Source organism: Neisseria zoodegmatis (assembly GCF_900187305.1).
Lineage (GTDB): Bacteria > Pseudomonadota > Gammaproteobacteria > Burkholderiales > Neisseriaceae > Neisseria > Neisseria zoodegmatis.
Genome location: NZ_LT906434.1, coordinates 1,849,843 through 1,863,623, shown reverse-complemented (window position 1 = coordinate 1,863,623; position 13,781 = coordinate 1,849,843). Strand labels below are relative to the sequence as shown.

Annotated in this window: 11 protein-coding genes; 7 read left to right on the top strand and 4 right to left on the bottom strand. The window is 50.5% G+C overall.

Going from position 1 to position 13,781, the window contains the following annotated elements:
- Positions 1-131 precede the first annotated feature (131 nt).
- Positions 132-1,493, bottom strand: coding sequence for a murein hydrolase activator EnvC family protein (locus CKV66_RS08790; protein ID WP_085363056.1), 1,362 nt, complete (start codon positions 1,491-1,493; stop codon positions 132-134).
- Between the two features lie 335 nt (positions 1,494-1,828).
- Between CKV66_RS08790 and CKV66_RS08785 the strand changes: the two genes are divergently transcribed.
- Entirely contained in the window at positions 1,829-2,704 is an 876-nt protein-coding gene (locus CKV66_RS08785) for a DMT family transporter (RefSeq protein WP_085363055.1), read from the top strand.
- Positions 2,705-2,779: 75 nt separating this feature from the next.
- Here CKV66_RS08785 and hemF read toward each other — a convergent pair whose 3' ends face one another.
- The 3 genes from hemF to CKV66_RS08770 all read right to left on the bottom strand — a co-directional run bounded on the left by hemF (position 2,780) and on the right by CKV66_RS08770 (position 7,806).
- Complete coding sequence (gene hemF / locus CKV66_RS08780; RefSeq protein WP_085363054.1) at positions 2,780-3,685, bottom strand: oxygen-dependent coproporphyrinogen oxidase; 906 nt, start codon at positions 3,683-3,685, stop codon at positions 2,780-2,782.
- Positions 3,686-3,789: 104 nt separating this feature from the next.
- Positions 3,790-5,928 (bottom strand): polyribonucleotide nucleotidyltransferase, encoded by a 2,139-nt coding sequence (gene pnp / locus CKV66_RS08775; protein WP_085363053.1) that lies wholly within the window; start codon positions 5,926-5,928, stop codon positions 3,790-3,792.
- A 342-nt stretch (positions 5,929-6,270) separates the two neighbouring features.
- Positions 6,271-7,806, bottom strand: coding sequence for a phospholipase D family protein (locus tag CKV66_RS08770; RefSeq protein WP_085363052.1), 1,536 nt, complete (start codon positions 7,804-7,806; stop codon positions 6,271-6,273).
- Positions 7,807-8,676: 870 nt separating this feature from the next.
- On the opposite strand from CKV66_RS08770, the gene CKV66_RS08760 reads away from it, so the two are divergent.
- From CKV66_RS08760 to CKV66_RS08735, 6 genes are all read left to right on the top strand, one after another.
- A complete protein-coding gene (locus tag CKV66_RS08760) occupies positions 8,677-9,252 on the top strand; it encodes a lytic transglycosylase domain-containing protein (RefSeq protein ID WP_085363051.1) in 576 nt (191 codons plus the stop codon).
- A gap of 132 nt (positions 9,253-9,384) precedes the next feature.
- Complete coding sequence (locus CKV66_RS08755) at positions 9,385-9,741, top strand: TrbC/VirB2 family protein (protein ID WP_197697449.1); 357 nt, start codon at positions 9,385-9,387, stop codon at positions 9,739-9,741.
- Between the two features lie 101 nt (positions 9,742-9,842).
- Positions 9,843-10,277: a VirB3 family type IV secretion system protein gene (locus CKV66_RS08750; RefSeq protein WP_085363050.1), complete on the top strand. Its 435-nt coding sequence runs from the start codon at positions 9,843-9,845 to the stop codon at positions 10,275-10,277.
- Positions 10,177-12,612, top strand: a complete 2,436-nt coding sequence (locus CKV66_RS08745) for a VirB4 family type IV secretion/conjugal transfer ATPase (protein WP_231990475.1) — start codon at positions 10,177-10,179, stop codon at positions 12,610-12,612. Before CKV66_RS08750 ends, CKV66_RS08745 begins: the two co-directional genes overlap by 101 nt.
- A 120-nt stretch (positions 12,613-12,732) precedes the next feature.
- Positions 12,733-13,389 carry a type IV secretion system protein gene (locus CKV66_RS08740; protein WP_085363048.1) on the top strand — a complete coding sequence of 219 codons (657 nt, stop codon included), beginning with the start codon at positions 12,733-12,735 and terminating at the stop codon, positions 13,387-13,389.
- 78 nt (positions 13,390-13,467) lie between these two features.
- Positions 13,468-13,725, top strand: a complete 258-nt coding sequence (locus CKV66_RS08735) for a hypothetical protein (protein WP_085363047.1) — start codon at positions 13,468-13,470, stop codon at positions 13,723-13,725.
- The last annotated feature ends 56 nt before the right edge of the window (positions 13,726-13,781 follow it).

Genomic DNA, 13,781 nt, shown 5'->3' with positions numbered 1-13,781 from the left:
GCTTTGCCGATCGGGCTTTCAGGTATGTTTCACAGTATGCCTTTTCATTTTTCAGACGGCCTTTGTACCTGTGATGAAAGCATTGGATTGAGGCCGTCTGAAAAAGGTTTGTGCGGGCAAAAGCCGGTTTGTCAGCGTATCCACGACAAGGGGTTCATCTGCTGGCCGTTGCGGCGGATTTCAAAATACAGACCTTGTTCGCCTGAGGGCAGGCTGCCGCTGGTGCCGATGGTTCGCCCTGCGCTGACGCTGCTGCCTCCGGAGACGGAAATGCCGCTCAAGCCTGAATACACGCTGACATAGCCGTTGCCGTGGTCGATGACCACCATATTGCCGTAGCCTTCAAGCGAGCCGGCGTGGGCGACGATGCCGGGGGCGATGCTTTGCACTGCTGCACCGGCGGTGGCGAAGAATACGCCTTTCCATGTGCCGCCGCCGGGGCGCGGTTGGCCGAATCGTCCGCTGATGCTGCCGCTTACCGGACGGTTCAGACGACCGTGCATACGGCTGAAGCCGCCGGACGGTTCGACATTCTCTGCCGGGGCTTGCAAGGCGCGGTCTTCGGCGGTGAGGGTGGAGCGGGGTGCTTGCGGCGCGCGCGCGGTTTGAGTAGGTTTGTTATCGCGTTTGTTGGCTTTGTTGTCAGCTTTGTTTTGCGCTTTGGCTGTTTTGGTTTTTGCTTTGCGTGCTTTTTCAGCGGCGGCTAAACGCTCTTCGGCGGCTTTTTTGCGCGCCGCGGCTTCCTGCCTGCGCTTTTCGGCATTGCGGCGGGCAATGTCGGCAATGAGGCGGTTGAGCTGCTGTTCGTTTTCACGCAGGTTGGCGATGCGTTTGTTTTGGTTGTCGATTTGGGCGGTAAGCTGGCGGCTTTCGCGTTGCGCGGCGGTGTTGGCGCGGCCGAGTTTGCTCATCGCGGCTTGTTTTTGGGCTTTGATTTTATTCAGCCGTGCCAATTCGGCGTCGATGGCGGCTTCCTGCTTTTGCAGCTCGCCCTGCTGGCGTACCAAATCTTGAATCACTTTTTGGTTCGCTTCGTTAATGTAGCGGCTGTATTGCAGATAACGTGCTTTCTGGCCCGGCTCGGCGTTTTTCAAAAACAGCACGACGGCGTTGGGCTGGCGGTTTTTGTATTGGCCCGACAGCAGGCGTGCAAGCTGGGCTTTGGTGCCGGTTACTTCGGTTTTCAGACGGCCTAATTCGTTTTGCAGCTTTTGCAGTTTTTGCCATGCGTCGTTTTGCTGTTTGTTGACGGCGGCAAGCTCTTGCTGTGCTTTTGCCAGCGCGGCACGGGTGCGCTCGAGCGTGGCGCGGGCATTTTTGCGGGCGGTCTGTTTTTGCTTTAAATCGGCCTGTGCCGCGTTGATGGCTTGTTGAACGTCTTTCAAGTCACCGGCGGCTTCGGCTGCCGTAGCCGGTGGTGATTCGGGCTGGGCAAAAGCAGCGGCGGAAAAACAGAGCAGGGCGGTTGAGAGCAGCAGCGGTTTGAAAGACATGGCGTATGGAGGATACGGTTTATGAAAGCTGCAATTATAGCGGATTGGCAGGCCGTCTGAAAATGTGCTTGCTTTGGTGGTTGGCTTTTCAGACGGCCTGAGTTGCCGCTTGATGTAACATGCGGTGCCGCCTGGGTTTTCGGGCGTTACTGCCGGTTAAAGTAGCCGGGTTCGGCCTTGTGTGAGCTTGTTGCGGTAGGACATTTTTTGGCGGCGGCGGGTATAATCCGCGGCTGACGGTTGGTTTGAACCTGCCGGAAAACGCGTTCGGCTGCGATAGGTTTTACAGGTGGCGGCGGGCGGTTCCGGCTTTTTGACGGGTGGATGTATTCCTTATGATTTATTTGATTATCAGTATTCTGTGCAGCGTGTCGGTGTCGGTTTTGCTGAAGGTGGCGCGTTCTAAAAAAATCGATATCGAGCAGGCGGTGGCGGTGAACTATATCGCGGCCATTGCTTTGTGTATGTATTTTCTCAAGCCCGACCTTTATGCTTGGAAGGCTTATCTGCCGACATGGTGGCTGTTTGCGGCTTTGGGCGTGCTGCTGCCGGTGGTGTTCATCATTATGGGCAGAGCGGTAGATAAAACGGGGATTGTGAAGTCGGACGCGGCGCAGCGGCTGTCGCTGTTTTTGCCGGTGGCGGCATCGTTTACGCTGTTTGGTGAGCAGTTGACGCAAGGCCGTTTGATCGGCTTGGCACTGGCGTTTACGGCTTTGTTCTGCCTGCTGTGGAAATCGGACGGCGGTAAGAAATCGGCAGGCTTCGCCGCCGGTGCGCTGTTGCTGCTCGGCGTGTGGGCGGGCTATGGCGTGATTGATATTCTGTTTAAACAGGTGGCGAAAAGTGGCACGGCTTTTTCGGGCAACTTGTTGATTGCTTTCTGTTTGGCGGCGGTGCTGATGTTTGCGTATCTGTTTTCCAAATCAACCAAATGGACTGCGGCGGGCGTGCTGGGCGGCTTGGTGTTGGGCTGTTTGAATTTTGCCAACATTTTTACTTATGTACGGGCGCATCAGGTAATGAGCAGCAACCCTACGCTGGTGTTTGCTGGCATGAACATCGGTGTGATTGTGTTGGGCACGCTGGTGGGTGCGTTGGCGTTTAAAGAAAAAATCAGCACCATCAATGCGGCCGGTATCGTGGTGGCGGTGTGCGCGATAGGCTGTTTGTTTTACTGGCCGGTGGTATCGGGCTGGTTGGGCATATAGTGGTTTGAGGTAAATATTATTGAGGCCGTCTGAAAATCTTTTTTCAGACGGCCTCTCTCGTTATAAGGATTCGCCTTAAGCCAATTCTTGCAACCAATCGCGCGGTTTCAGAAATTCGTTCAAGCATGCTTCGGATGTGTCTGCTTCCGGCTCGTAGGCATATTCAAAACGCACCAGCGGCGGCATCGACATCAAAATGCTTTCGGTGCGCCCGCCGCTTTGCAGGCCAAACAGCGTGCCTCTGTCCCACACCAAATTAAATTCCACATAGCGGCCGCGGCGGTAAAGCTGGAATTGGCGTTCGCGCTCGCCGTATGCGGTATCTTTGCGTCGGGCAACGATGGGGCGGTAGGCTTCGATATAGCCTTCGCCGACGGCGCGGATGAAATTCAGGCAGGTATCGAAATCCCAGCGGTTCAAGTCGTCGAAAAACAGCCCGCCCACGCCGCGCGTTTCGCCGCGGTGCTTGAGATAAAAATACTCGTCGCACCATTTTTTGTATTGCGGATAAACATCTTCGCCGAAAGGCGCACACACGGCGGCGGCGGTTTGGTGCCAGTGCAGAATGTCTTCTTCAAACGGATAAAACGGCGTTAAATCAAAGCCGCCGCCAAACCACCACACCGGCTCTTTGCCTTCGGGATAGGCAATAAAAAAGCGCACATTGGCATGGCTGGTGGGCACATAAGGGTTTTTCGGATGGATAACCAACGATACACCCATCGCTTCAAACCGCGCGCCGGCCAGTTCGGGGCGGTGTGCGGTGGCGGATGCGGGCATGGCATCGCCTTTCACATGCGAAAAATTAACCCCCGCCTGCTCAAAGACGGCACCGTTTTTCAAGACGCGGCTCTCGCCGATGCCGAGTTTGCTCTGCCATTGGTCGGCAACAAAACGGGCTTCCCCGTCTTCCGCTTCCAAAGCGGCGCAGATATGGTTTTGCAGCGTTTTCAATACTGCCAATACGGATTCTGTATGCATGATTTTTCCTTATTTTTCCGTCAACCGTTTTTTCAGACGGCATCGGTCATAAATGGAATAAGGCCGTCTGAAATTTTTTCAGACGGCCTCTTGTACAGACTGGATTACGACTCGCCGTCAGCCTGTTGCTCTTGGCGCGGTTCGCGTTCGGGCGCTTCGATCAAGGCTTTCATCGACAGGCGCACGCGGCCGCGGTCGTCCACTTCCAATGCTTTCACTTTCACGTTTTGGCCGACTTGCAGGTAGTCGCTCACGTTTTTCACGCGCTCGTGGGCGATTTGGCTGATGTGTACCAAGCCGTCTTTGCCCGGAATCACGGAAACGATGGCGCCGACGTTGTTGTCGAGCAGCTTCAATACCGTGCCGTCGTACACTTTGCCCACTTCCACTTCGGCGGTGATTTCTTCGATGCGTTTTTTCGCCGCATCGCCCGCTTCTTGAGTGGTGGCGGCAATGGTTACCGTGCCGTCGTCGGCGATATTGATTTCGGTGCCGGTTTGCGCGGTAATGCCGCGGATGGTTTCGCCGCCTTTACCGATCACATCACGGATTTTGTCGGGATGGATTTTGATGGTAAACAGGCGCGGAGCGTGTTGAGACAGCTCTTGCGGGCCTTCAACGGCTTCTTTCATTTGCGCCAGAATGTGCAGACGCGCTTCTTTGGCCTGCTCCAAAGCAATCTGCATGATTTCTTTGGTAATGCCTTGAATCTTAATATCCATTTGCAGCGCGGTAACGCCTTCGGTGGTGCCGGCTACTTTAAAGTCCATATCGCCCAAGTGGTCTTCGTCGCCCAAAATGTCGGTTAACACGGCGAATTTGTTGTTTTCCAAAATCAAGCCCATGGCGATACCGGCAACGTGTGCTTTCAGCGGCACACCGGCAGACAGCAGGCTCAAACAGCCGCCGCACACGGAAGCCATCGAAGACGAACCGTTAGACTCGGTAATTTCGGAAACCACGCGCATGGTGTAGCTGAATTCTTCCGGCGAAGGCAACACGGCAACCAGCGCGCGTTTGGCCAAGCGGCCATGGCCGATTTCGCGGCGTTTCGGCGCACCCATGCGGCCCACTTCGCCGGTAGAGTATGGCGGGAAGTTGTAGTGCAGCATGAAGCGGTCGGTGTATTCGCCGCTCAAGGCATCAATGATTTGCTCGTCGCGCTGGGTGCCCAAAGTGGCTACTGCCAAAGCTTGGGTTTCGCCGCGGGTAAACAGGGCGGAACCGTGGGTGCGCGGCAATACGCCGGTTTGGATGTTGATCGGGCGCACGGTGCGGGTGTCGCGGCCGTCGATACGCGGTTGGCCGTCCAAAATCTGACCGCGCACCACGTCGGCTTCCAGTTGTTTGAAAATGCCTTTGATTTCGTTGGCGGTGAGCGTGTCGGTTTCTTCGGTAATCAACGCATCTTTAACCGCATTCCAAGCTTCGTCCAATTTGGCGGAACGGGCTTGTTTTTGGCGGATTTTGAACGCTTCGGCAATCGTGGTGCCGGAAATTCCACGAACTTTGGCCACCAATTCTTCGTTGGTTTCCGGTGCTTTCCAATCCCAAACTTCGGGGTTGACTTCGTCGGCAAATTCATTGATAGCGTTAATTACGGCCTGCATTTGCTCGTGGCCGTAAACCACCGCGCCCAACATCACGTGCTCGGGCAGCTCTTGCGCTTCGGATTCGACCATCAGCACGGCTTTTTGCGTGCCGGCAACCACCAAATCCATTTGCGATTTAGCCAGTTGCGCTTTGGTCGGGTTCAGCACGTAAACATTGTTCACATAACCCACGCGTGCGGCACCGATCGGGCCTGCAAACGGCACGCCGCTCAACACCAGCGCAGCAGAAGCACCGATCATGGCGGGGATGTCGGAGTCGATTTCGGGGTCAACGGAAACAACCATCGCTACGATTTGAATGTCGTGGTAGAAACCTTCGGGGAACAGCGGGCGGATGGGGCGGTCGATCAAGCGGCTGGTGAGGATTTCTTTTTCGCTTTGCTTGCCTTCGCGTTTGAAGAAACCGCCGGGGATTTTACCCGCAGCATAAGTGCGCTCGAGATAATCAACCGTCAGCGGGAAAAAGTCTTGGCCTTCTTTAACGTCTTTATTGGCGGTAACGGCCACCAAAACCACAGTGTCGCCCATAGAAACTTTCACGGCCGCCGCGGCTTGGCGGGCGATTTCGCCGGTTTCGAGGGTAACGGTGTGCTCGCCGTATTGGAAAGATTTAACGTGTTTGTTGAACATTTCGTTCCTTTCGGTAAGAGCCGCAGCCGCTAAAACACTAATGATGCACACAAGCTGAATATATGTGCATGGTTAGGGTTTCAGGCAGGCTTTGGCAGGTTAGATACGTTTTCAGACGGCCTGTGTTGATTCAGGCCGTCTGAACGCGGATTATAGCCTTAAAAGGCATCTTCATCTACCCGAAAGACGCTAAATAATGGCCATGACGGGTAGGTTGACTGCGGTTTGAAAAGAAGAGCGGAGTAGGCCTTGAGTGTTTTTTACAGACTTGCGTACTTGAGCCGCCTGAATCTCGTTTCAACGCCATTTTTTAGAAACGTTTTTTCAGACGGCCTCTGCTGTTTACAGCAACCACTCAATCGGCAGCAGCGAGCAGAACCATACGGCAAACCGTTTGAACACGCTGCTTTTCGGCTCTTGCTGATAGACAAGCGTTTTGCCGTTTTCTTCGGTTTGCCATTGCAGGCCGCCTTCGGAAAGTTTAGTTACAGTGTAGGTATGCACGGCGTGATGCTGCTTGAGGCCGTCTGAAAGCTGTGTTGCCAGCTCGGGGCTGTCGAGGATAAAGCCCATTTCGGTATTCAAGGCGGCCGAGCGCGGATCCATATTGAACGAGCCGACAAAAAGCTTTTTGCCGTCCACCGCAAAAGTTTTGGCATGCAGGCTGGCACCGCTGCTGCCGTGGATTAATCCGCCGTGGTCGTCTGTGGTAACGGTGGCATCCGGTTTCAATTCAAACAGTTTCACACCGGCGGCAAGCAAGTCTTTGCGGTATTTGGCATAGCCCGCGTGAACGGGCGCAACGTCGGTAGCGGAGAGCGAATTGGTCAGCACCTGTACGTTTTTACCGCTTCGGGCAATGTTACTGAGCAGTTCAGCCCCTTTTTTCGTCGGCACAAAATAAGGCGACACGATAAGCAGTTCTTTTTCGGCCGCCGCCATCACAGGGCTGATGTGCGCCACCACGGTGTTGCCCGGCAAAGCTTTGCCCAAGCCTTTGGCTGGGTCGTCGCTCACGAGCTGGGTTTTCGACCAGATAAGCGGCAAAGTACCGGTTTGCAACTGTTGGGCAAAGGCGGATTGCGACAAGGCTTTCAAGTAGTCTTGGGTTTCCGCATTGGCAGACGGCGTGGTGTCGAATGTGGTGTTGGCATGGTTTTCCAAAATCATTTCGGCAGGGTAGCTGGATTCGCTCGCCCAATAGCGGTCGAAGTCTTGCTCGACATCATTCGCGGCAGCACCGACGGCGGCTACATCCAAGTCGGCAAACATCACGCCCGTGCCTGCGCCGAAGTATTCATCGCCGACATTACGGCCGCCGATAATGGTCACGATGCCGTCTGCAGTGAAAGATTTATTGTGCATGCGGCGGTTGAGACGGAAAAAGTCGCTCAAATAGCCCAAAGGCCGAAAACCGCGCTGCATGAAAGGGTTAAACAAGCGTATTTCGATATTGGGGTGGGCATTGACTGCCGACAGCAGCTCGTCCATGCCGCCGGTGTTGTTATCGTCAAGCAAAAGACGTACGCGCACACCGCGCTCAGCCGCTTTGTACAAACTCTGTATGAGCAAACGGCCGGAAATATCGTCATGCCAAATGTAATACTGTACATCCAGCGTGTGCTGCGCCGTTTCCGCCAGTGCCAACCGAGCCAAAAACGCATCACGCCCGTCGCGCAGTGCATAAATACCCGAAAGACCAGGATGCGCCTCCGCTTGCGGCAGCAAATGCCGCACCAGCGCACTTTCAGATTGGGGCAGCAGATAGTGCGAAGGCTTGCGCCGGCTGTTGTCGGGAAGTTTTTTATGGGTTACGAGTGCGGTAATCGCCAATACGGTGACAATGAATAGCAGGAATATAAAGATTTTCTTTAGCATATTGTTTTTGTTTTAAAGTTGTTTAGGGTTGAGTTGCAGCAAGGTATGAACAATTATCGCTTGGCCATTGAAACAATGGATGAGGGAAGTTGGAGGATAATTTAATTAGACATGAAAATGTTGAGAAGTTTTCTGCTTGATTATTGTTCAATGAGTTTTGAATCATTAGCGTTTTGAAACTTTTGAAAGTACGGTAAAAATTTTAGTCGTTTTTGGTTTTCAGATTTTGATTGAGGATAAGTTTTTAAAAAATGATGAGGAGTAAGTGATTGTGAAAATGTGGTATTGAAATAAATGATTCGGATGTCGTTTGAAATCAAGCTAAAGTTATGTAGATAAAACAAAACAGGCTGCAATTGCTTGCAGCCTGTTTTGTTTTATCTGGCTCCCCGACCTGGGCTCGAACCAGGGACCTGCGGATTAACAGTCCGAAACTAAATATGTAACTATTTGATAAATATAATTCTGATGCCTGCACAACACAGTATTATACAGTAAAAAACCACTATATACGGACACAAATAGGACACACTGTATGGAAGTAACTAGTAATGATAACTTTATCTCGCAGGATTTTTACAGAACAGCCCGAAAATTGGCAGGGGAAATATGTTTTAAAGTGTACCCACTCATTGAATAGGCGGTCAGAAATTCTTTACCTGATGTATTGCGACGTGATAAAGCAAATGCCCAATAATCGTTTGAAAGTCCGTGTTTACGGAGAACGATATAAATCAATTGAAGGTAACAAAATCCGATATGTTCCTGCCGAGCAGGTAGATATTGCTGCGGATTGGAATATCTAAATTCAAACTAAATAAGGCCGTCTGAAATTCAGTCGGTCTTTTTGCTTTTAAAGGAGATTAAATTTTGAACGCTAAAAATCTGTTCGCAATTGTGGTGGCATTGGCATCTGGTATCTGTGTCTCCGCGCCTTATCCGCAATATCAACATCTAGTCGAAAAACACGCAGCTGCACAGGGTTTAGATAAAAATCTCGTGTGGGCGGTTATGGCGCGCGAAAGCGGTGGCAACCGTTACGCCCTGTCCAACAAAAATGCACGCGGCCTGTTGCAGGTTATTCCTCCAACGGCAGCGCGAATGGGGGTTAATCCCAAATACTTGTACAAACCCGAACACAACATCATCGCCGGTACGCGTTATCTGCGTTTTTTGCAAGATCGGTACAAAGGCAACATTGATTTGATGCTAGCCGGATATAACGCGGGCGAAGGTGCGGTGGACAAGTACAGGGGCATCCCGCCCTACCGCGAGACGCAAAAATATGTGAGGCTGGTCAAAGCCCGCTATGCCCGATTGAACGGTGGTGTGGTTCGGGTGTCTTCTCCGGCGATGAAACCCGCTGTGGCCAAAGCCGTCCGCCAAGAGCAAATCGCCTTGCATCAGCCTGAGCGTCAGCCTTGGGATGCGTTTGGCGATTTTTAAATTATATAGAGTAACTCATTCCCTTAATTTAGCCGCCTGTTTGACCGACAGGCGGCTAAGTGCTTTCAGACGGCCTGAAAGTATTTCCCGCCCGTAACGGGCTTTTTTATTTTATTGACTTGGAGTTATAACATGAAACGAAAAAATGCAGCTTTACGGCTGTTTGATGCGGCTAAGTGCAAATTGATGGGGACACATTTTCTGCGTTCTTTGCTGATGTGTACGTTGGCTTTCGGCGCACAGTATGCAATGGCAGCAGGTGGATTCGACCAAGGTACGGATATCCTCGAAAAAATCCGGGATACGATTTATGCGCTTGTCGGAATAGTTGCCACTATTGCACTGGTTTGGCAGTTTGCTTTGGGATTTATGAATAAGAAAGAGTGGCCGGATGTGATGGGAACTTGCCTGTGGATTTTAGGTACAGGTGCCGCAGTTGCATTTGCAAACTATCTGTTCCTATCAGGCGGCAAAATGACATTCAGCTAAATACTATTTATTGGCCATTCAGGTTGTACAGCGACATTGTTTAACAGTTAACAGTAATCGTAAACAGCCTGAATGTCTGCTTACCGGCAAGGGAACCAACCATGCTAGATGAAAACATCCATACGGAATTTCCAACCTACAACGGCATGAATCGTCCGGCCATGATGTTTGGCGCACCACTAATGCCGATGGTTATTGCTATCTTTATTTTGATGATGGTTGCCATGATAGCGCAATTTATTATCGGCAAAACAGGATTACTGTTGGTAGGTTTGATTATTCCGATTTATTTCGGTCTTAAAACCATCAGCCAAAACGATGACCAAGCATTCAAAATCTATGCTTTGGAAGCCAAGTGGTTACTGAGGAGGATTGCTGCGGGTGCAAAACTGGCCACTTTTACTTTACACGCAGGCAAATACGGAAGGCATTCTGATGACTACAAAGATTACCAGCGATTATTGGAGCAAGACGCTCAACCGCACAGCGGCAATGGCAGATTTCGTCCCGAAAATCTGCCAACACGTTACCAATGAAATTGTTTATTACGAAACAGGACATTACGGTTTTGTCCTAAAAATGGACGGGTTGCCGTTTGACGGCGTGGACGACAACCGTCTTTACGCTTATTTTGCCAACTTGCGCAAAGTTTTAACGGGGGTAGGCAAGAGTTTGGGCAACCGTGGTGCGATATGGACAACGCTTAAACGTGAGCGGATTAATTTTGACCGTGAATATGGATTTACAACCGAGTTCAGCCGCCGTTTTTCAAACGACTACCTGAAGCGTTTCCGTGAAGAAGACTATTACGAAAACCTTTTTTATCTGACAGTCTTAATCAAAAACAGCGATATGGATTCAGGTATCAAAGAATGTAACGAGCAAATGCAGATTCTTCTGCGTGCCTTAGAGCCTTATTCTCCACAAGTATTGAGTGCATGGCAAAATCCCGAAGAAGTGGCATTTTCCGATGTATATCGTTTCTACGGTAGCCTGATTAACGGCAAAGCAGACAATATTCCGCTTTCACCTCAATCGGCCTATAAAAGCATCCCAGCCGCTAGCTTACACTTCGGTACGGATATTTGCGAAATCCGTCCGGAAAGCGGCGGCCGCAAATATGCCGTGATGTACGATTTGCGCGATTTTGGGTTGTCCAAGCCCAAAGTGTTGACTAACCTTCTTACTCTGCCTTGTGAATTCACGCTGACACAGAGCCTGATATTCATCAATCCGTATGATATGCAGCAAAAAATCAAACGGCAACTGCATAATTTCGCATCAGTAAATGATAAAGCTGCTGATCAACAGGCAGAATTGGAAAATGCATTGGGCAGATTGACAGCGGGCGAAATCATGTTTGGCGATTATTCGTCTGCCTTGACCGTATTCGGACGCACACCTGAAGAAGTATCTGGCAACGGAGCAAAAGCCTATTCTGCCTTTTTGAATTCGGGCGGTTTCCGTTTTATGAAAGCGGGTTATTCTGCACCGTCCACTTGGTTCAGCCAAATCCCCGGTTGCAAAGACAAGCCGCGCAGTTTCCCAAAAACCACGGAAAACCTCGCCTGCACTTTCGGCATCCACAATTATTCGCACGGCAAGAAAACGGGTAATCCTTTGGGCGACGGCAGCGCGGTTATGCCTTTGCAGACCTTATCCAAAACGGTTTATGACTTCAATTTTCACTTTACCAATCCGAAAGACGATAATGTCGGCGAGAAAATCGCAGGGCATACCTTGATATTAGGTGCGACAGGAGCGGGTAAAACCACACTGCAATGCGCACTGATGGCTTTTGCCGAAAGATTTGAGCCGTATATTTTCGCCTTGGATTTAGACAGGGGTATGGAAATTTTCATCCGTGCCATCGGCGGCAGCTATTTTGCTTTGGATGCGGGTATGCCGACTGGGCTGAATCCGTTCCAACTGCCCGATACCCCGTCCAATAGGGAATTTCTCTATACCTTAGTCGGCATCTGCGGACAGAATGAAGCGGGACGACTGACGGCAGCGGAAGAGAAACAGATTCAGGATGCTGTGGACGCGTTGATGGATTTGGATTGGCCAATGCGCCGTTTCAGCCATCTGCTGCAACATATTCCCAGCCTGCCTGACCCTGACTGCCTATATGTGCGTTTGGCCAAATGGTGTGAATCGGAAAACGGACGCTTTGCATGGTGCTTGGATAATCCCGAAAACCTGTTTGACCCTGCCGACTTTTGGCGTGTTGGTTTCGATTTAACCGACATCCTGAAAGACGGCTATCCGCCGACCGCGCCTGTTCTCGCCTATATGTTCCATCTGCGCAATATCATGATGGATAAGGTAGCGGAGCAAAACGGACTGCTTGCCAGTATTATTGAAGAATTTTGGTGGCCGTTGCGCTTTTCGGCAACGGAAGAATTGATGCTGAAAATCCTGAAAACCGACCGTAAACGCGGCGGTTTTTTAATTTTGGTATCACAGTCCCCCGAAGATGCCATCAACAGCCGTATTTTTCCCGCTATTGTGCAGCAGACGCCAACCAAGGTGTTTCTGCCTAATCCCGATGCCGAGTATGAAGGCAGCTATCAACGTTGCGGTATTTCCAAAAAAGAATACCAACAACTTGTGGAGTTGCCATTGGAGAGCCGTACTTTCTTGGTCAAACAGTCCAAACAGTCTGCTTTTGCCAAACTGGATTTGTACGGTATGCACGAAGCTATTGCTGTTTTATCGGGCAATACAGCTAATGTGGAGTTGTTGCACCGCATTATGGCCGAATACGGAAACGATGTACGGGACTGGTACGAACCGTTTATCCGAGCCGCTACCAAAGGACGGGTAGAGTTTGGCCAGCCTGAAATTGCCGATACCGAAATACCATAACGTTCGGTTTTGATTTTCAGGCCGTCTGAAAACCGCAGATTTCTGTGGAACGACACGGGCGGGTAATACCGCCTATCCTGCCGCATTAGCGGCTTTTTTCATTTAAACAGGAGTATTGTTATGCAAAATACCAAAAAACCGCTTGTCCGCAAACTAGCCGCCGTCTTAATTTCAGGCAGCCTTGCCGTTTCCATGCCTGTTATGGCAGGAGGTATCCCGGTATTTGACGGTGCGGCGGTTACCCAAGCCATCAATCAGGGTATTCAAATGGCCGAACAAATCCAAAATCAGGTCAAGCAGATTGAACAGTTGAAAAAACAGGCTCAAGCACTGACCAGCCAAAACAACTACGGCAATATGTTTAAGACCCAAGTCCAAGAGCAACTGCCGAACGATTGGAAAGACTTTTACGATGCATTGGGCAAAGCAAATAACCAAGATCTGCTTAAAGGCAAAAGCTATGACCCTAAAGCAGCAGCAAACAATCTGAGCAAACAGTTTGACCTGATGTTGAAAGCGGCACGCGATTCCGAAATCCGCATGGACAATCTGAACAAACTGATGGCAGAAGTGAGCCGCACCCAAGATGCAAAAGCGGCCGCCGATTTGGGCAACCGCATTGCGGTTGAGCGTGCCATCATTTCTCAAAATCAGACCAATTTGGATACCATGTGGCGGATGTTTGAGATGCAGAAAGAAAACAACCGAAAACAGCTTCGTATGGCTGTCCGTTGCTCTAAGGCTAAACGAGCAGATATAAAGGTTAATGACTGCTAGTAATTATATTATGACGTATTCAGGCGGTCTTAATGTATTTGAGGCTGTCTGAATCCCAATTTCATAAGGATAATATTTATGAATAAAGTTCTAATCTTTTCAGTTGGTTTGATGCTTATTCTGTTCGCGGGTTGCCAGCCAAAATTAAGTGCAGAAGAAGCTAGAGAACTAGATAAGCGTATTCTCCGACGTGTGGCTGGTTGTGTACATGCTCAGAAAGTAGATGTACAAGATTCAAATCTTTGCATCCAATTACAGGAGTCCTGTAACGAAGCCAAAGAAAACAATCACGAAAATAAATATTGTACGGCATTAGAGACGGGGGCAATCATGTAATTAAATCACTCTAAACCTATGTCGGCATGTAGAAGCGCATACTAATTTTTAAAGGA